Source organism: Bradyrhizobium sp. SRL28, assembly GCF_018596315.1.
Lineage (GTDB): Bacteria > Pseudomonadota > Alphaproteobacteria > Rhizobiales > Xanthobacteraceae > Bradyrhizobium.
The window spans coordinates 689,945-707,881 of sequence record NZ_JAHEAG010000001.1 but is presented as its reverse complement, the minus strand read 5'-3'; the positions used below and the strand labels follow the sequence as shown (position 1 = coordinate 707,881).

Genomic DNA, 17,937 nt, shown 5'->3' with positions numbered 1-17,937 from the left:
TGATGTCTGTCCCTCAATTTCTGGTTATTGTTCAGGAGGCCTGCGATGGTCCTCAAAAACGCTATTGCGGCAGCACTTTGCACGGGGTTCCTGATGTCGGGGAACACCGCGATGGCGGACGAGTATCGCGCGGGCGAGCTCATCGGCCTCGATCTTTCGAAGGCCCTGCTTTCGCCGAAGCGGCTCGGCCCGGAGACCGAGTTCGCCCCGGTCCGGATCGAAGCCAGAACCGATCGCAAGCCGGTGAAGACGGAGCGCGTGGTTGTGCAGAAGGCAGCCGCGCCCAAGGCGCGCGTTGTGCAGGAGCGTGTGGAGAAGCCGCGCGGTGCGGCCCGCGCAAAACTGGCGCGGCGTCACAGCAATCCGCTCGACGCGCAGGCGCGCGATACGCGCATCCAGACCTGGCCGTGCCAGTCCGGCGCCATCTGCGGCTGGCAGCGGTAGTTCGTAGGGTGGGTTAGCCGAAGGCGTAACCCACCGCTTTGATCTCCGCACGGAAACACTTTGGTGGGTTACGCTTCGCTAACCCACCCTACGATTCCTCCATCACGTCATCCACCTGTCGTAAAAGCTTCAGCCGCGAGTCAAATACAACGGGCACACCTTCGTCGTGATTCGACGAGGGGGCTTCGATGCCGATTGCGATTCGTGTCGGGCAAGGCTTGAGCCGGCGTCAATTGCTGGTCCGCTCGGCCGCAACATGCGCCGTTGCCGGTCTCGGCAGCCTCGCCAGACCCAATCTCAGCCGCGCCGCGGATCGGCCTCTCATCACGAGCGGCATTCAATCGGGCGACGTCTCGGCCAACTCTGCCGTGATCTGGGCGCGGGCCGACCGGCCGGCGCGGATGCAGGTGGAATGTTCTGTTGTCGAGAGCTTCAAGACGATCCTTCGCTCCGTTACCGCCAACGCGTTGCCGGACAGCGACTTCGTCTCAAAAGTTCTGCTCGATGCCCTGCCGGCGGGGCAGGACATTTTCTATCGCGTGCGCTTCGACGATATCAGCGAGAGCGGCATCGAAGGCGAGACGCAGGTCGGGCATTTCCGCACCGCGCCCACCGCGCGAAGCAATATTTCGTTCGTGTGGTCTGGCGATACCGCTGGCCAAGGCTGGGGCATCGATTCTTCGCGCGGCGGGATGCGCACCTACCGGACCATGCTCGGCAACCGTCCGGACTTCTTCATCCATTCCGGCGATCACATCTATGCGGATTGCCCGGTGGAGCGGGAGTTGAAGCTGCCCAACGGTGAGGTCTGGCGAAACATCGTCACCGAACAGAAATCCGTGGTGGCGCACAGCCTCGAACAGTACCGCGCCAACTACAAATATAATCTGCTCGACGACAATCTGCGCGCCTTCAACGCCGAGGTGCCGATGTTCGCGCAATGGGACGATCACGAGGTCACCAACGACTGGGCGCCGATCGGCACGGCCGACGAGACCGGCTATGCCGAGGACGGTTCCTCGCTTCTGGTGGCGCGGGCGCGCCGCGCCTTCCATGAATTCATGCCGATGCGCGCGACGCCAGCCCACGACGGCCGCATCTATCGCAAGATCGCCCATGGTCCGCTGCTCGATGTCTTCATGATCGACATGCGCAGCTACCGCGATTCCACCTTTAACAAGCGCGATGACCACAGCGAGACCTGCATTCTTGGTGCGGCGCAACTGGCGTGGCTGAAGCGCGAACTGGTGGCTTCCGATGCGACCTGGAAAGTGATCGCCGCCGACATGCCGATCGGCCTCTTCAGCGAGGATGGCATTGCGCTCGGCGATGGCCCGCCGGAGCGGCGCGAGCATGAGATTGCCGATCTGCTGTCGTTTATGAAGCGCGCCGGCATCCGCAACACGGTGTGGCTGACCGCCGACATGCATTATACGGCCGCGCATCATTACGATCCGAACCGCGCGGCCTATCAGGATTTCGAACCGTTCTGGGAGTTCGTCTCCGGTCCGCTGCATGCGGGCACCTGGGCGCCGGCCCCGCTCGACAATACCTTCGGGCCGAAAGCGATGTTCCAGAAGGGCTGCAGCGCGGAGCAGGGCGAGAACCTCGCACCCTGTTTCGGCCTGCAGTTTTTCGGCCGCGTCGATATCGACGGCAAGACCGAAGTGATGACCGTGACGCTAAAGGACGTCGACAACCGCGACCTCTGGTCGGTGGATATCGAGCCTCGCCCGGATGCGCGGCCGGGCCAGATCATGGCGCAGCATATCTGACGTTCGATCGGGAGACCGTCGGCACGGAATCCCTCCATGTTCGCGCCGCATAGTTTGGATAGTTTCGCCGCCCTGCGACGAGCGGGGTGAAAGATCGCATCCGGAAGTTGCGTATTATTTCTTGAAGGAGGCGTTGCGGTGGCGCACAATTCGCCTGTCCCTCCCGACCGGAGCGCTGCCATGTTTGTCGCCGAGAGCAAGCGCCTGACGCATCAGGGCGCGAAAAGGATCATGGCGACGGCGCTGGAATTGGCCGGCCAGGCCAAAATTGCGATCTCCTGTGCGATCGTGGATGCCGGCGGGCATGTGATCCTGGTCGAACGAATGGACGGCGGCCGCTTCCACACCGTGCACTCCTGCACCACCAAGGCGGTTTGCGCCGCGTCAAACCGGCGCCCGACCACGGCCAAAGGCGCGGCCGGTCAGGACCTCGACGTGAGCCATGCGATCGGACTGGCGCTCGCCGCCGGACCGGAACGGTGGACGGCCATGGAAGGCGGCGTGCCGGTGCTGGTTGACCGCGAATGTATCGGCGGTGTCGGCGTGAGCGGTGGTGATTGGGAGACCGATTTGCGGATCGCCAAGATGGCCGTCGAGTCGATTGGCGCGAATTGGGAATGACATAGGCCGACGCCAGCCGACGAACTCGGCTTTGGGAAGTGAAAAATCTTGGGGAGGGCGAAGTGACGAGTGCCAATCCGCTCCGCGTGGCCTGTATCGGGATGGGTTGGTGGTCCGACGTCCTGGCGGATGCCATCCAGCGCTCGGGGAAGCTCGAGATCCGCAGCTGCTACACCCGCTCCGATGAAAAGCGCAACAATTTCGCGGCAAAATACCGCTGCCGTCCGGCCGCGAGCTACGAGGCGATGCTGGCCGATGGCGAGATCGAGGCGATCATCAACACGACGCCGAACGATGTGCATCTGGCGACGACCTGCGCGGCCGCGGCCGCCGGCAAGCACGTCTTTCTGGACAAGCCGATCGCCAACAGCATCTCCGACGGCCGCGCCATCACCGAGGCCTGTCGCAAGGCCGGCGTGGTGCTGGCGCTCGGCTATCAGCGGCGGCGCGAGAGCCATTTCCGCTACGTCAAGCAGCAGATCGAAGCCGGCCGGTTCGGCAAGCTCGTTAATGCCGAGGCGAATATCAGCCGCGATCGCCTCGGCAAGGTCGATCTCACCTCCTGGCGCTACCAGGCCGCGGGCATGCCGGGCGGCGTGATGCTGCAGATCGGAATCCACTACATCGACGTGCTCACATATTTGATAGGGCCGGTCCATGCGGTGCGCGCACAGTCGGCGCAACTGGTGCTGCCCGGCGACAATCCCGATGTCGCGAGCCTGATCCTGCAGCATGAGAACGGCGCGCTGTCGACGCTGAATGCAAGCTACGCCTCGGCCTCCGAGTACTACCTGATGAATGTCTACGGCAAGGACATGACGGCGTTCTACGATTTGCACAATGGGCTCCGGCTGCTCAAGCGCGGTGAGAGCCAGCCAGTGGCGGTGCCCTGTGCAGTCAACGATACCCTGGTCGAGGAGCTTGAGGAATTTGCGGCGGCAGCGCGCGGGCAGCACCAACACGAAGTCGGGGGCGAGGAGGCGACGAGATCGCTCGCGGTGGTACGCGCCGGCATTCTCTCGGCGATTGAAGGACGTGGGGTCGAGGTGGCGGAAATATTGAACGGTGACGGAAAAATGTGACGGCGCAGCAGCTAAGGATGGGAGCGCGCGTTATGAAACCTGGCACGTGTATCTGGAAAGCTTTCGCGGTTGCGATGCTACTCGTTGGCTTCGTCGGGTCGGTCCGCGCGCAGGATTATCCCTCCAGAGCGATCACGGTGGTTGTGCCGTTCCCTCCCGGAGGCGCCAGCGACGTCGTTGCGCGCATCGTCACCAACCAGATGTCGAAGATCCTCGGGCAATCCATCGTCATCGAGAATGTCAGCGGCGCCGGCGGCACCGTCGGCAGCGCCCGCGTCGCGGCTGCCGCACCCGACGGCTATACGCTGCTTGCCGCCGCGATGGGCTCGCATGTTGCAGCTCCCGTGCTCACGCCGAACCTCAAATACGATCCCGTCGCCGACTTCGTGCCGATCGGCTTCACCGCCCACTCTCCGGCCATCATTATCGCGCGGAAGGATTTCCCGGCAAACGACCTGAAGGAATTCGTCGCAAGCCTCCGGCAACGGGGTGATGCGGTGAAGCAGGCCCATGGCGGCATCGGCGCGTCCTCGCATATGGCGTGTCTCTTGTTCACCGCGGAAATCGGCGTGAAGCCGGCGCTCGTTGCCTATCGTGGTTCAGCCCCGGCCTTGAATGATCTGGTCGGAGGGCACGTCGATTTCATGTGCGAGCAGTCGGTCAGCGTGGCGGAGTCGGTTTTGGCCGGCTCGGTCAAGGCCTTCGCGGCCTCTGCTGCGAAACGTCTCGAAACGCTGCCGAATGTTCCGACCGCGAAGGAGGCCGGCATCAATTACGAGATGAGCGTCTGGGCAGGACTGTTTGCGCCGAAGGGCGTTTCGCCCGAAATCATCGCCAGGCTTTCCGATGCGCTCGACCGGGCTCTCGATGAGGCTGTTGTGCGCGAGCGGATTGCCCAACTTGGCGGCTCGATACCGGCAAAGGACGAACGCAACCCTGCTGCCTTCGATCGCTTTGTCCGATCCGAGATCGCACGCTGGTCACCCATTCTTGCTGCGGCCGGAACCGGGAAATGAGGTCGACGCGGGTGAATGAGGGCTAAGTCAGGGCGTCACGGCGAAATAGCCGCCCACGACCATCAGTACCGAGAGCGCCACGACCACGCCGAGCACGGCGACGATGATCGCAGGCAGTTCATGGGTTTCCAGCCAATGTCGCAACGCCCGTACCATCACACCCCTGATCTTGATTTGTCCCGCGCCCTGCGCGCAAGCTATTCAATAGCGGCCTATTCTCCTCAATGAAATACCGTTGAGGCGGCTTTCGCTACGCACGCGGCGCTTTTTCCTTTCCGGGAGAGCCATCATGGAACATCTGCAAACCCAGGGTATCAGCCTGCCGAAGCTGGGTCTCGGCACCTTTCGCATGCAGGGCGATGCCTGCCGCGCGGCCGTGGAGGGCGGGCTGGCGTTGGGCTACCGGCATCTCGACACCGCCGAGATGTATGACAATGAGGAGGCCGTGGGGGCCGCGATTGCAGCCTCGCGCGTTCCCCGCAAAGACCTGCATGTCACCACAAAAGTCTGGAACGAAAATCTGGCACGGGATGCGCTCCGCCGGGCGTTCGATACTTCCTTGAAAAAACTCCGGCTCGACCATGTCGACCTCTATCTGGTGCACTGGCCGGCACCGAATATGAACCTGCCCGAGATATTCGAAACGCTGATGCGGCTGAAGGAGGAAGGCCGCACCCGCGCCATCGGCGTCGCCAATTTCAACATTGCGCTCGTGAAGACGGTGGTCGAGGAGATCAGGGCGCCGATCGCCTGCAACCAGGTCGAATACCATGTGATGCTGGATCAGACGCAGCTTCGCCAATTTCTCACTGCGAAATCGATACCGCTGATCGCCTATTCGCCGCTGGCCAAGGGCCTTGCGGCTTCCGACGCAGCGCTCGCCGCGATCGGGCGCAAGCATGATGCCAGCGCAGCCCAGGTGGCGCTGAAATGGCTGCTCGATCAGGATGGCGTTGCCGCGATCCCGAAGGCGTCGCGCGCGGAAAGCCAGCAAGCCAATCTCGACGCGCTGAAACTGAGACTCGACGACGCGGACCGGAGAGCGATCGCGGCCTTGCCGAAGGACAAACGGTGTGTAAATCCCTCCGGCTATGCGCCGGCTTGGGATTGACGCCGATTGTTGCCTTTTCCGTCCGCCGGAATTCGGGTTTTCGCTACACACGGACTGTGCTCCAGTCCATACTGGATCGCATCAAGGGAGGTCTTCAAAATGCGTGAAGCTGTTATCGTTTCCTATGCACGTACCGGGCTGGCAAAGTCCGGCCGCGGCGGGTTCAACATCACCCCGCCGATGTCGATGGCGGCCCACGCCATCAAGCACGCCGTCGAGCGCGCCGGCGTCGAGAAGGAATATGTCGAGGACTGCTATCTCGGCAATTGCGCGCATGGCGCTCCGAATATCGGCCGTCAGGCCGCGTTGCTCGCCGGCATGCCGAAGTCGACCGCGGGCGTTTCCGTCAACCGCTTCTGCTCGTCGGGACTGCAGACCATTGCAATGGCCGCCAACTCGATCCGTTCTGACGGAGCCGACTGCATCGTGGCCGGCGGCGTCGAAAGCATCTCGATCCCCGGCGGCGGCTCGCCCAAGGAATCGATCGATCCTGATTTGCTCAAGGCTGCGCCCGACATCTTCATGGCGATGATCGACACCGCCGATATCGTCGCCGAGCGTTACAAGCTCAGCCGCGAATACCAGGACGAATACTCGCTGGAATCGCAGCGCCGCATGGCGGCCGCCCAGCAGGCCAACAAGTTCAAGGACGAAATCGTCCCGATGAAGACCAAGATGAAGGTGGTCGACAAGGCGACGAAAGCGGAGAGCATCGTCGACTACACCGTCGACCGCGACGAGTGCAACCGCCCCGAGACCACCATGGAAGGCCTCACCAAGCTCGAGCCCGTCAAGGGCCCCGGCAAGTTCGTCACCGCCGGCAACGCCAGCCAGCTCTCGGACGGTGCAGCGGCGGTCGTTCTGATGGAAGCCAAGGACGCCGAGAAGCGCGGCCTCAATCCGCTGGGCCGTTTCGTCGCCTGGGCGGCGGCGGGCTGCGAGCCGGACGAGATGGGCATCGGCCCGATCTACGCCGTGCCAAAACTGTTGAAGCGCCACGGCCTGAAGATCGACGACATCGATCTCTGGGAGCTCAATGAAGCCTTCGCCAGCCAGTGCCTGTATTCGCGCGACAAGCTCGGCATCGATCCCGAGAAGTACAATGTCAACGGCGGCTCGATTGCGATCGGCCATCCCTTCGGCATGACCGGTGCGCGTCTCACCGGCCACATCCTGCAGGAAGGCCGCCGGCGCAAGGCCAAGTGGGGCGTCGTCACGATGTGCATCGGCGGCGGCCAGGGCGGCGCAGGCCTGTTCGAGATCTATAGCTGATTTTAATTCCACATGCGGGCAGCGCGACGAGCAATCGCCGTGCTGCCCGGAAAAGAAAATGGCCCCCGCGAGGGGCCATTTTGCATTTGAGGTGTCGGCCTCAGTAGCGATGCCTCTTGATGACCACGACCCTGTCGCGATGACCGTGACGATGTCCACGATGCCAGCCGCGGTCGCGATGCGACCTGTAGTGAGCACGCGCGCCATGATGGTGGTGGTGTTGACCCGCATGGTGACCGCCACGTTTGATCACGACGGTCTGGGCGTCCGCAATCGACGGCGCCGCGATGATGAGCGCGCCAAGTGCGGCGATAACGTATCCAAGCCTCTTCATTCCAAAACTCCTCCAATTGAGCGAGGATAGAACATCACACCCAAGGGAACGTTCCCGCGAAATCTCAAGAGAATTCTGAACGCTTGTTCAGATGCGTGCGTCGGCCGTTCGACTTTTGGCTAGTCTCGTAGGATGGGTGGAGCGAAGCGATACCCATCAAATCCCTCCGCGGAGGCGTGATGGGTATCGCTTCGCTCCACCCATCCTACGGAGAATGCCGGTGGACCGATCTCTGGCGCGCAACGCGCTGGTCTGCCCACTCAGGGATCATCGGCGCTACCGTGGGCTTTGCGTGGGACGATGCACGCCCTGCTTGCGGAACGGCGATCTGCAGCGCATCATCGCACCATAAAAACAACAGGGGGAGCGCTGCGATGACCGGATTTTCACGCCGTGATTTTCTTAAGGCGACGGGATCGGCTGCTATCGTTACCGCGTCCGGCCGCGCCCATGCCGCGATGGGGCCGAACGACAAGTTCGACCTCGTGATCAGGGGCGGCGACGTGCTCGATCCGAGCCAGTCGCTGCGCGGAAAACGCGACATCGGCATTCGCTGGGGCGTGATCGAGGCCGTCGAGAACGAGATTCCGGCCGCCCGAGCCGCCAAGACCATCGACGCCTCCGGCAAACTGGTGACACCGGGCCTGATCGATCTGCATTCCCACGTCTACCCCTACGGCTCGGCGATCGGCATTCCCGCCGACGAACTGGTGCAGGCGCAGGCTACCACCACGGTGGTGTCGGCGGGCGATGCCGGCGTCAACAATCTCGCCGCGCTGCGCCGTTACATCGTGGCGCAATCGCGGGCGCGGATTTACGCCTTCGTCCACATCGCCAATAACGGCTTGTCCGGCTTCCCGGTCGCCGAACTCTACAACATCGATTACGCGCAAGTAGAAGCCTGCGCGATGGCGCTCGCCGAAAATCCGGATTTCCTGCTCGGTGTGAAGGTGCGGATGTCGGAGAACGTCATCGCCAGGCATGGCCTCGAGCCGCTGAAGCGCGCCATCAAGGCTTGCGAGATGTGCGGCTGGCCGGCCAAGATGATGGTGCATATCGGCGGCGTCGAGACCAGGGAGCTGATGTCGGAGATTCTCGACCTGCTGCGGCCGGGCGACGTGCTGACCCATTGCTATTCCGGCGCGCCGAACATTGCCGGCGTCTTCACCAACATCGTGCAGGATGGAAAATTGTTGCCGGCCGCACTGTCCGCCAAGCAGCGCGGCGTGATGTTCGATGTCGGCCATGGCGGCGGCAGCTTTGACTTTACCGTGGCGGAGGTGGCGATCCCCGGCGGCTGTACGCCGGATACGATCTCTTCCGACATCCACGTCTTCTCCGGCAATTCGCCGGGCATGCCGTATCTGCCGAACGTCATGAGCAAATTCATCCCGCTCGGCCTTTCATTGGAGCAGGTGGTGGCGGCAGCGACCGTGACGCCTGCGAAAATCATCAACCGTGCGCCGAAGATCGGCACGCTGCAGATCGGCGCGCCCGGCGACGTCGCGATCATGGAGCTGGTGGAGGCGCAGACCTCGTTCGTCGACACCCGCAACAACAGGCGCGACGGCAAGCTGCTGCTTAAACCGGTGCAGACCGTGATCAACGGCGTGCCATTCGGCCGGCCGTATCAGGCGCCGTTCGCGGTGCGGTAGTTAGTTTGACTTCCGCTGCGTGCGGATATCGCCGATGATGTCGGCAAGGACGGCGCCCATCACCAGGGCGCCGCCGAGGAGGACCCGCAGCGTGGGGACCTCGCCAAATCCCACCCATATCCAGAACGGCATCAGCGGCGTCTCCAGCGTCGAGATCAGGGCGGCCTGGCCTGACGGCAGCAGGCGAGAGCCGAGGAAGAACAGCGTGAGGCCCAGCGAAACCTGAAAGCATCCGAACATCGCGAGAATCAGGATGTCAGCCCCGGTGACGCCGGCTATGTCGCGGGCGAAGGGAATGCTGACGATGCTGCCCAGGATGTTCGACAGCGCGGCGGCGGCCACCATCGACGTGTTCTTGTGCTGCCGGAGCAGGACCGTCATCGCGGCAATCGCCAACGTCATGAAACAGGCGAGCGCGACGCCGAGGATGTCGGAACCGAGGCGTGCGCTGCCGACGATGACCGCGACACCGCAAAGCGCCACGACGCTCGCGATCATGGTTCGCAAGTGCGGGACTTCGCGCAACCAGACCCAGGCGAGCGCGGCGGTGACGAACGGGCCGGTCGCGATGATGATCGCCACATTGGATACGCTGGTCAGTTGCAGGGACGGGATGAAGGCGATCATGGCCGATGCCGACAACGACGCGACCAGCCAGCCGCTTTTGCTCATCCTGGTCAGATCGCGCAGGCCGGCACGGCCTTGCAGCATCAGCATGATTGCCACGATCATGCCGCCGGCGAACAATCCGCGCCAGAACAGGATGGTCCAGGAGTCGTAGGGTAGCAGCCGCGTGAAGAACGGCGCCGTGCTCCAGGCGACGGCGGCGGCCACGACGAGGGCAATGCCCAAGCGTTGCTGGGAGCGCATTTCCGCCATAAGGGGATCAATCCGGACTGAGGGTGAGGCTTCGACCGAGCAGCTTGCCGACGAGGTGCGCGGGATCGTCAGGGATGGCGTCGCCCCGCCAGGCGACGTGCTGATCGGTGCGCGTCAGAATCAGTTTGTGGTCGCTGGGTGGCTGGGCTGGGGGAATATCGACGATGTTGAAGGGGACGCCGTTGCTGCGCATCGCGTCGGTCAATGGCGCAACCGCAACATCGGAGTCGTAACGCACCAGCGTGTAACCCGGCCCGAGCGCATCATAGACCGGCCGGCCGTCGGCCAGCTTCGCGAACGGAAGCCGGCAGCCCGGCGTCGAGGACGGCGTGAAATCCGCCATCGTAAAACCCGGCTGTTCGGCGCCGTCATAGGCGATGATCGGGGAGCGATCGTAGAAATAACCGAAGTTGAGGCCGGCGCAGCAATATTGCTGCACGTTCAGATCATAGGCGGCTTGCCCCACCTGCTTGCGGACGGCATCGCCTTCAGGCCCCGGCTGCTCGATTTCATCGGGAACGGTGCGACGCTGGCTCAACACCTTGCCCGCCATTTCCATGGCAAAGCGGGACACCTGTTCGGTGATGGGAAGGCGCTCGGCCTCATAGGCGTCGAGGATGCCGATGCCGGCCCATCCTTGCAGATAGGCCGCCAGCAGCCATGCGAGGTTGGTCGCATCCGCGATCCCGGCATTCATGCCATAGCCGGCATAGGGCATCCACAAATGCGCGGCGTCTCCGCAGATGAACGCGCGCCCCTTGCGAAAGCGGTCGGCGACCAGACGGCGGCCGACCCAGTCCTCCTTGCTGAGGATTTCGTATTCGAAATCGGCACCAACGCCGAGGATGGCGCGGATCGAGGCGTCGCGATCGACCGACTCAAAGGTCTCGTCTTCGCGGTTGAGGTGGTTGTGGATCAGCCATTTCTCCCGGCCGTCGATTGCGACCACCGTGCCGCAGCGCCGCGGATTGAGCGACAGCGTCATCCAGGCGGGCGCGTCCATCAGGGCGAGCAGTCCGGGCGCGTGTATGTAGGTCGATTGCACGCGCTGGATGATCGGCGTTCCCTGCAGATTGGCGTCGATCGCCTTGCGAACGAGCGAACGCGCGCCGTCGCAGCCCACGATGAAATCGGCGTGGATCTGCAAGGTGGTTCCGGTATCGAGATTCCGCACGGTCGCAACGATGCCGTCATCGCCTTCGCTGAAATCCTCGAACGCGGTGCGGTTCAGAATCCGAAGCCCGTCGATGGAAGCCGCGTGCGCGAACAGCACGGGTTCCATGTAGATCTGATTGATGCGGTGCGGCGGCTCGGCCGTCGGCCAATCGGTATCCGGTCCGCCGGTGGCGGTATAGCGATCGCGCCGGCAGGGAATGAGGATGCGCGAGAGCTCGATTCCCGTTGCCGTGGTGCGGTAGGAGCAATCGTTGGGGTAGTCCGCCGGCAATCCGGTGTCGCGCAGCTTCTGCGCCAGCCCGAGCCTGCGGAAGATTTCCATCGAACGGGAAGAGACGTGGTTGCATTTCACGCTCGGCGGCTCACCGGCGGCGCGTGTTTCCACGACGGCAACCGATATTCCCCGCGTGGCGAGGTCCATTGCCAGAGTGAGTCCGACCGGACCGCCTCCGACCACCAGAACGCGAGTATTCACCATGTCGCTTGCTGCCCCTGAATGATCATGCATAACTAAGCGCCACAGAGATCATCGGGGGACCCTGAATGTTTCCGTCGATCCGGCAAGGCATCATCCATGCCCTTATTGTTGTTTTGTCGCTGTCGTTGTCAGCGATTGAAACAGCAAACGCATATCCTGATCAACCGATCAAGATCATCGTGACGTTTCCGCCCGGCGGCAGTGCCGATATCGTGATCCGCGCCCTGCAGCCGGCGCTCGCGGAATCTCTGAACCAGCCGATCGTCGTCGAGAACCGGGCAGGCGCGGGCGGCAATATCGGGATCGGCGCCGTGGCGCAGGCCGCGCCGGACGGATACACGCTAGGTGTGGCGGCGGCCGGCGTGCTCACCGTCAATCCTCACCTCAATCGCGCGGCGATGACGTTCGATCCGGTCAAGGATCTGGCGCCGGTGACGATGCTGGCGGAAATCCCGTTCGTGCTGGTGTCCTCGCAACAGTCGGGAATCGCTTCGGTCGCTGACCTGATTGCGAAGGCCAAGGCTCAAACGGCAGGCTTGTCGATCGGTCATGGCGGCAACGGCACCGCGATGCACCTGACCTCGGCCTTGTTCAACCAGAAGGCCGGTGTCGGAATTCAATTGATCGCCTATCGCGGCACCGCGCCGGCGACGACGGACGTTCTTGCCGGCCATGTCCCGCTGGCGGTGCTGGATATTCCCGCATCCAGGCAATTGATCGGCGACGGCAAGCTGAAAGCGCTCGGGGTCTCCGCCGCCAAGCGCGTCGTCTTCCTGCCCGACGTTCCCACGCTGGCGGAGCAGGGCCTGAGCGGATTCGAATCCGTCGGCTGGTTTGGGATCGTCGTGCCTGCCGGCACGCCGCCCGACATCATCGACAAGTTGAACGCGGCTTTCGTGAAGGCATTGAGCGATCCTGCGGCCATCGAGAAAATCCGCGTTCTCGGCGCCGAACCCGCACCTACCTCGCCCGAGGCTTTTGCAAAATTCATCCAGAGCGAAAGCGCGAAATGGGGAAAGCTGATCTCCGAGGCCGGGATCAAAAGCGAATAAGACACCACAACCCCACAGCTCGGCATCGCGTGCTCAAATCAGAGGGCGTCGGGCAACGCCATTTGATCCCGATCAATGCGGCGGCCCTTTTGCTTCGCGATGATGGCGGGCGAAAGGGATTGAGCGTGGCACGTAGCGAAAGCATGTCCCATACCGAAACGCGTTTGAACCGTCCCGCCCGGCCGGTCCTGCGCGATGAGGATGGGCGTTTGCCTCACGAAAGCGAGTTTCTCAAGCAGCTCGGGAACCGCGTGCGCGAGATGCGCGCGCTCCGCGGCATGTCGCGCCGGGAACTCGCCCGCCTGTCTGGTCTTTCCGAGCACTTCGTGGCCCAGATCGAGGCGGGCAAGGGCAACGTCTCGATCGTGCGGCTGTTGCGGATCGCGCTGGTGTTTCGCTGCGAATAAAGTTGGTTGAGCCCGCGCGCTCAGCTCCGCGCGCGCTTCTCCACATTCGCAATCCGCTCGGGCACGCCGAACTCCTTGCGGCAGACTTCGGCGAGCACGGCGACGCCCTCGCGGATCTGCTCGTGCGAGGGGCTGGCAAAGCACAGCCGCAGGCGGCTGCCGGAATAGGCCTTGTCGGTCGACCATTCCGGTCCGGGATTGATCGCCACGCCCGCGGCGAGCGCGGTCTGATAGAGCTTTAGCGTGTCGACATTGTCGGGCAGCTTCACCCACAGGAAGATGCCGCCCTTCGGGGCTTCGAATTCGGCTGCGGTGCCGAACTGCTCGTTGAGCGCCTCCATCAGCGTATCGAGCTTGGCGCGCAGGCCGCGCGTCAGCTTCGGCACATGGGTGGAAAAATGCGGCGCGCAATATTCCGCCAGCACCATCTGCTCCAGCGCGCCACTTCCGGCGTCGGTCTTCAGCGCAAGCATCCGCGACATCATTTCCCAGGGCGCGACGATGAAGCCGACGCGCAATGCAGGGGCGATCGATTTCGAGAACGAGCCGATGTGAATGACGCCGCCATGTTTGCTCATGGCGTAGATCGCGGGCGGGCGCTCGCCGTTCCAGATCAGATCGGCGTAGCAATCGTCCTCGAAGATCGGCACGCCATATTGCTGCGACAGTCTCAGCATCTCCGCGCGCCGCGTCTCCGGCATGATTGACCCGGTCGGGTTCTGCACGGTCGGGATGGTGTAGATGTATTTCGGCGTGATGCCGCGGCTCTTATGGTCGGCGAGGGCTGTCGCCAGCGCGTCCATCCGCATGCCCTGATCGTCAAGGGGAATGCCGACCGCCTTGACGCCGAGCCGCGTCAACCGGGTCAGCGCGCCCTGATAGGTCTCCTGTTCGACCAGCACGGTGTCGCCGCGCGCCAGCAGCGTGTTGTTGACGAGATCGAGCGCCTGCAGCGAGCCCGAAACGATCATGATGTCGTCGGCGCCGCAGGCGATGCCGGCGTCGCGCTTGAGTTTTGCGGTGAGGAATTCGCGCAAGCGACGATAGCCCTGCGGACCGCTGGCGAGCCCGTAGGTCGCCAGCGTCTTGCCCTCGCGCCTGAGCACGGCGCTGACCGCGTCGATCAGGCCGTCGACCGGCACCTGGTCGGGATCGTTGTTGCCGCCGACGAAACTGTATTTGGCGAGACCCGTCCACCGCGCTGCCGGCGCCGGCAATCCGGCGGGCAGCAATGGCGCAAAGTCGAAGGGGGTTGCGGTGGACATGGATATTCACTCCCGTTTTGTTTTTCGTTGAGAAGGCGGTGGCCTTCTGGATAGTTCTTGCAGGCTAGTTCTTGATAACCCTGATCGGCCGCCCCTGGCTGATGAAGGCATAATGCCCGGCGCCGACGCCGCCGACCATCAGCGCCTCGACCGCAGGCTCGGCGATTTCGCCGATGGCCGCCCAGTCGACCACGAAATTGGCTCCCGTTCCGCCGCTCGACAGCGTGGCCAGAATCGCGAGAAAAGCACCCATTCCATGGCTGTGACACATTGCTTGTTTGACCCCCGCGCCGGTATCTCTAGGTTGGGGTAGGGGCAAGATCGGACCTATGCACGAACTTATTCGCGATATCACCTTATGCATCCTGTTCGCCTGGGGGCTCGGCCTGCTGGCCCACTTTACGCGGCAGCCGCTGATCCTGGCCTACCTTATCGCCGGGTTCGTCATTGGTCCATTCGGCATGGGCTGGGTCAAGTCTCAGGACTCGATCAATGTCATCTCCGAACTCGGCCTGATCTTCATGCTGTTCATGATCGGGCTGGAAATCGACCTGAAGAAGATCGTGCGCGCCGGCAAGGTCATCCTGTTTGCGGCGGGTGGGCAACTGATCGGCGGCGTCCTGCTCGGGATATTGTTCTTTGTCGGGATCGGGCTGTCGATGGGCAACGGCCATTTCGACGCGCTGTATCTCTGCATCGCCTGCGCGCTGTCGAGCACGGTCATCATCGTCAAGGTGCTGTACGAGAAGCGTGAACTCGACACGCTGCCGGGGCGGATCACGCTCGGCGTGCTGGTGCTGCAGGACATCTTCGCGATCCTGTTCCTGGCGGTGCAGCCGAGCCTCGATAACCTGCAAATCAGCGTGATCCTGATCTCGATCGGCCGGGTCGGCGTGCTGGTGGCGACCGCGCTGGTGCTCAGCCGCTACGTGCTGCCTTGGCTGTTTCACCACATCGCGCGTCGTCCGGAACTGGTCCTGCTCGGCGCGCTGGCCTGGTGCTTCCTGATCGGGGAGATCGCGGAGCAACTGCATCTGTCGCGCGAGATGGGCTCGCTGGTGGCCGGCGTGTCGCTGTCGACATTCCCCTATGCGCTCGACGTCACCGCCAAGGTGACCACGCTGCGCGACTTCTTCATCACACTGTTCTTCGTTTCGCTCGGCATGACGATCCCGATCCCCGGAACGTCGGTGATCGGGCTGGCGCTGATGATTGCCGGCTTCACGGTCGTCAGTCGCATGGTAACGACGTTCGTGCCGCTCTATCTGATGAAGCAGGGCCTGCGCGCGAGCCTGCTGCCGGCGATCAACCTGGCGCAGATCTCCGAATTCTCGTTGGTCGTGATCCAGACCGGCATTACGGCACACCATATCAGCACCGAGACGTCGAGCGCCGCGTCATTCGCCTTCGTGGTGCTGGCGGTCGTGAGCACGTTCATTATGGCGAGGAGCGACCAGGTCACGCGGGCGCTGATCGGTCCCTTGAAACGGATCGGCCTCCGCGATCTCGATCACAAGCATGACGCCGATTCGGAGCACGGGGGCGGGCATGGGGAGGCGCGCCGGATCGTCATTCTCGGCTTCTTCCGCGCCGCCAGCGCCTTGTTGAGCGAGATCGAGCGGCGCAGTCCGGCCGTTCTCGAACAGATCACCGTGATCGATTTCAATCCGCTGGTGTTTCGGACCTTGACCGACCGCGGCATGCACGTGGTCTATGGCGACATCAGCAGCGTCGATACGCTGGTGCATGCAGGCGTCGGCAAGGCCGAACTGATCATCCTCAGCATCCCGGATTCGCTGTTGAAGGGCGCCGATAACGAAAAGCTGGTCCGGCATGTCCGCTCGCTCAACCCGACCGCCAAGATCGTCGCGACCGCGGAGATCCTCGCCAACGTCAACGATCTCTACGAGGCGGGGGCCGACTACGTGACGGTGACCAGGCTCAGCGACGCCCATGAGCTCTACAAGGTGATCGAGGCCGCCCAGGCCGGGCTCCTGGAAGACAAGCGCACCGAGACCGACACGCTGCTCAGCGAGCGCCGCGAGGTGCTGCCGTAAAAATGGGCCTGCGTAGCGTGCGTAGCCCGGATGAAGCGAAGCGCAATCCGGGACTCTCGCGAGCGGGGACTTCCCCGGATTGCGCTTCGCTCCATCCGGGCTACGGGCTGGCATCCTGGTATGCCTGTGGGCGACGTTGCCCTGCGTATTGACGCTGGCGCGGGACATTGAGTCCGGCTAATGCACTGGCTGAAGATAGCGAGATTTTGAGAAAATGGCCGATACCATCCAGGAAGTTCTGCAAGCCTTTGCCAAGGGCGAACTCGTCGTCGTCACCGACGATGATGATCGGGAGGGCGAGGGCGACCTGATCGTCGCCGCCTCGCTCTGCACCGCGGAGAAGATGGCGTTCATCATCCGCCACACTTCCGGCATCGTCTGCGCGCCGATTACCACCGACGACGCCCGCCGGCTGCGGCTCGATCCGATGGTGGCGCATAACGAGTCCAACCACACCACCGCCTTCACCGTCTCGATCGACTACAAGCCCGATGGCGGCACCGGCATTTCGGCGGACGAACGGGCCTCCTGCTGCCGCGCGCTCGCCAATCCCAATGCCGGCGCCAATGATTTTGCCCGGCCCGGCCACATCTTCCCGCTGATCGCCCGCGACGGCGGCGTGCTCCTGCGCTCCGGCCATACCGAGGCGGCCGTCGATCTCTGCAAGCTCTCCGGTCTGCCGCCGGTCGGTGTCATCTCTGAGTTGATGAACGACGACGGCACCGTGATGAAGGGCGAGCAGGTCGCGCGCTTCGCCGCCACCCACAAGCTCAAGCACGTCACGATCGCTGACATGATCGCCTACCGCCAGGCGCGCGAGAAGCTGATCGAGCGGGTCGCGACCTTCACCACCGACAGCCCGATCGGACCGCTGCAGGGCTATGCCTATCGCTCGCCGTTCGACGAGATTGCGCATGCCGCCTTCGTCTATAACGGCATCGGCGACGGCAAGAACGTGCTGACGCGGCTGCACAAGCCGAACATCGTCAAGGATCTCTTCACCGGCCAGGCGCGCATGCAGATCGTGCTGAACCATTTCGAGAAAGCTGGTCGCGGCGTGCTGGTGTACTTGCGCGACGGCGCGGCCGGAGTTCCCGTCGAGCCGGTCGGCGAACAGAAATCGGCGGAGGCCGATCGCAACCGGCAATGGCGTGAAGTCGGCGTCGGGGCCCAGATCCTGCGCGATCTCGGCATTACCTCGATCGTCAATCTCACGTCGTCCGTGCACGACTACAAGGGACTATCCGGTTTCGGCATCGAGATCGTTTCCAGCGAGCGGCTTGAAGATTAGCCTTCGTCATCTCGTCAAGCAC

General features: G+C 63.2%; 16 protein-coding genes and 1 pseudogene. 12 read left to right on the top strand and 5 right to left on the bottom strand.

Annotated features, from left to right (window positions below):
* Window positions 1–45 precede the first annotated feature (45 nt).
* The 7 genes from KIP88_RS03495 to KIP88_RS03465 all read left to right on the top strand — a co-directional run bounded on the left by KIP88_RS03495 (window position 46) and on the right by KIP88_RS03465 (window position 7,321).
* Window positions 46–444 (top strand): hypothetical protein, encoded by a 399-nt coding sequence (locus tag KIP88_RS03495; protein ID WP_214486441.1) that lies wholly within the window; start codon window positions 46–48, stop codon window positions 442–444.
* 188 nt (window positions 445–632) lie between these two features.
* A complete protein-coding gene (locus tag KIP88_RS03490) occupies window positions 633–2,219 on the top strand; it encodes an alkaline phosphatase (RefSeq protein ID WP_214486440.1) in 1,587 nt (528 codons plus the stop codon).
* Window positions 2,220–2,399: 180 nt separating this feature from the next.
* Window positions 2,400–2,840, top strand: coding sequence for a heme-binding protein (locus KIP88_RS03485; RefSeq protein WP_214486439.1), 441 nt, complete (start codon window positions 2,400–2,402; stop codon window positions 2,838–2,840).
* Window positions 2,841–2,902: 62 nt separating this feature from the next.
* The gene (locus KIP88_RS48120; protein ID WP_214486438.1) at window positions 2,903–3,922 is read left to right on the top strand and encodes a Gfo/Idh/MocA family protein; all 1,020 of its coding nucleotides are present in this window, start codon (window positions 2,903–2,905) and stop codon (window positions 3,920–3,922) included.
* Window positions 3,923–3,954: 32 nt separating this feature from the next.
* Window positions 3,955–4,938, top strand: coding sequence for a tripartite tricarboxylate transporter substrate-binding protein (locus tag KIP88_RS03475; protein WP_214486437.1), 984 nt, complete (start codon window positions 3,955–3,957; stop codon window positions 4,936–4,938).
* A gap of 289 nt (window positions 4,939–5,227) precedes the next feature.
* Entirely contained in the window at window positions 5,228–6,049 is an 822-nt protein-coding gene (locus tag KIP88_RS03470; protein WP_214486436.1) for an aldo/keto reductase, read from the top strand.
* A 99-nt stretch (window positions 6,050–6,148) separates the two neighbouring features.
* Window positions 6,149–7,321, top strand: coding sequence for an acetyl-CoA C-acyltransferase (locus KIP88_RS03465; protein ID WP_214486435.1), 1,173 nt, complete (start codon window positions 6,149–6,151; stop codon window positions 7,319–7,321).
* A gap of 100 nt (window positions 7,322–7,421) precedes the next feature.
* On the opposite strand, the gene KIP88_RS03460 is transcribed toward KIP88_RS03465, so the two are convergent.
* Window positions 7,422–7,655: a hypothetical protein gene (locus tag KIP88_RS03460; RefSeq protein ID WP_214486434.1), complete on the bottom strand. Its 234-nt coding sequence runs from the start codon at window positions 7,653–7,655 to the stop codon at window positions 7,422–7,424.
* Window positions 7,656–8,029: 374 nt separating this feature from the next.
* Between KIP88_RS03460 and KIP88_RS03455 the strand changes: the two genes are divergently transcribed.
* The gene (locus KIP88_RS03455) at window positions 8,030–9,310 is read left to right on the top strand and encodes an amidohydrolase family protein (protein WP_214486433.1); all 1,281 of its coding nucleotides are present in this window, start codon (window positions 8,030–8,032) and stop codon (window positions 9,308–9,310) included.
* Here KIP88_RS03455 and KIP88_RS03450 read toward each other — a convergent pair whose 3' ends face one another.
* The gene (locus KIP88_RS03450) at window positions 9,311–10,189 is read right to left on the bottom strand and encodes a DMT family transporter (protein WP_214486432.1); all 879 of its coding nucleotides are present in this window, start codon (window positions 10,187–10,189) and stop codon (window positions 9,311–9,313) included.
* A gap of 7 nt (window positions 10,190–10,196) precedes the next feature.
* The gene (locus tag KIP88_RS03445) at window positions 10,197–11,843 is read right to left on the bottom strand and encodes an FAD-dependent oxidoreductase (protein ID WP_249790468.1); all 1,647 of its coding nucleotides are present in this window, start codon (window positions 11,841–11,843) and stop codon (window positions 10,197–10,199) included.
* Between the two features lie 65 nt (window positions 11,844–11,908).
* On the opposite strand from KIP88_RS03445, the gene KIP88_RS03440 reads away from it, so the two are divergent.
* Together KIP88_RS03440 and KIP88_RS03435 are read left to right on the top strand one after the other, a co-directional pair.
* A complete protein-coding gene (locus KIP88_RS03440; RefSeq protein ID WP_214486430.1) occupies window positions 11,909–12,895 on the top strand; it encodes a tripartite tricarboxylate transporter substrate binding protein in 987 nt (328 codons plus the stop codon).
* 209 nt (window positions 12,896–13,104) lie between these two features.
* Window positions 13,105–13,302, top strand: a complete 198-nt coding sequence (locus tag KIP88_RS03435; RefSeq protein WP_374226418.1) for a helix-turn-helix domain-containing protein — start codon at window positions 13,105–13,107, stop codon at window positions 13,300–13,302.
* 20 nt (window positions 13,303–13,322) lie between these two features.
* Here KIP88_RS03435 and KIP88_RS03430 read toward each other — a convergent pair whose 3' ends face one another.
* A complete protein-coding gene (locus tag KIP88_RS03430) occupies window positions 13,323–14,567 on the bottom strand; it encodes a PLP-dependent aminotransferase family protein (protein ID WP_214486428.1) in 1,245 nt (414 codons plus the stop codon).
* Between the two features lie 64 nt (window positions 14,568–14,631).
* A pseudogene (locus tag KIP88_RS03425) lies at window positions 14,632–14,781 on the bottom strand (DUF3124 domain-containing protein); the annotation flags it as partial.
* A 115-nt stretch (window positions 14,782–14,896) separates the two neighbouring features.
* Here KIP88_RS03425 and KIP88_RS03420 point away from each other — a divergent pair.
* Both KIP88_RS03420 and ribB read left to right on the top strand, forming a co-directional pair.
* Entirely contained in the window at window positions 14,897–16,624 is a 1,728-nt protein-coding gene (locus tag KIP88_RS03420; RefSeq protein ID WP_214486427.1) for a cation:proton antiporter, read from the top strand.
* A 214-nt stretch (window positions 16,625–16,838) separates the two neighbouring features.
* Window positions 16,839–17,915 (top strand): 3,4-dihydroxy-2-butanone-4-phosphate synthase, encoded by a 1,077-nt coding sequence (ribB, locus tag KIP88_RS03415; RefSeq protein ID WP_214486426.1) that lies wholly within the window; start codon window positions 16,839–16,841, stop codon window positions 17,913–17,915.
* Window positions 17,916–17,937: the final 22 nt, after the last annotated feature.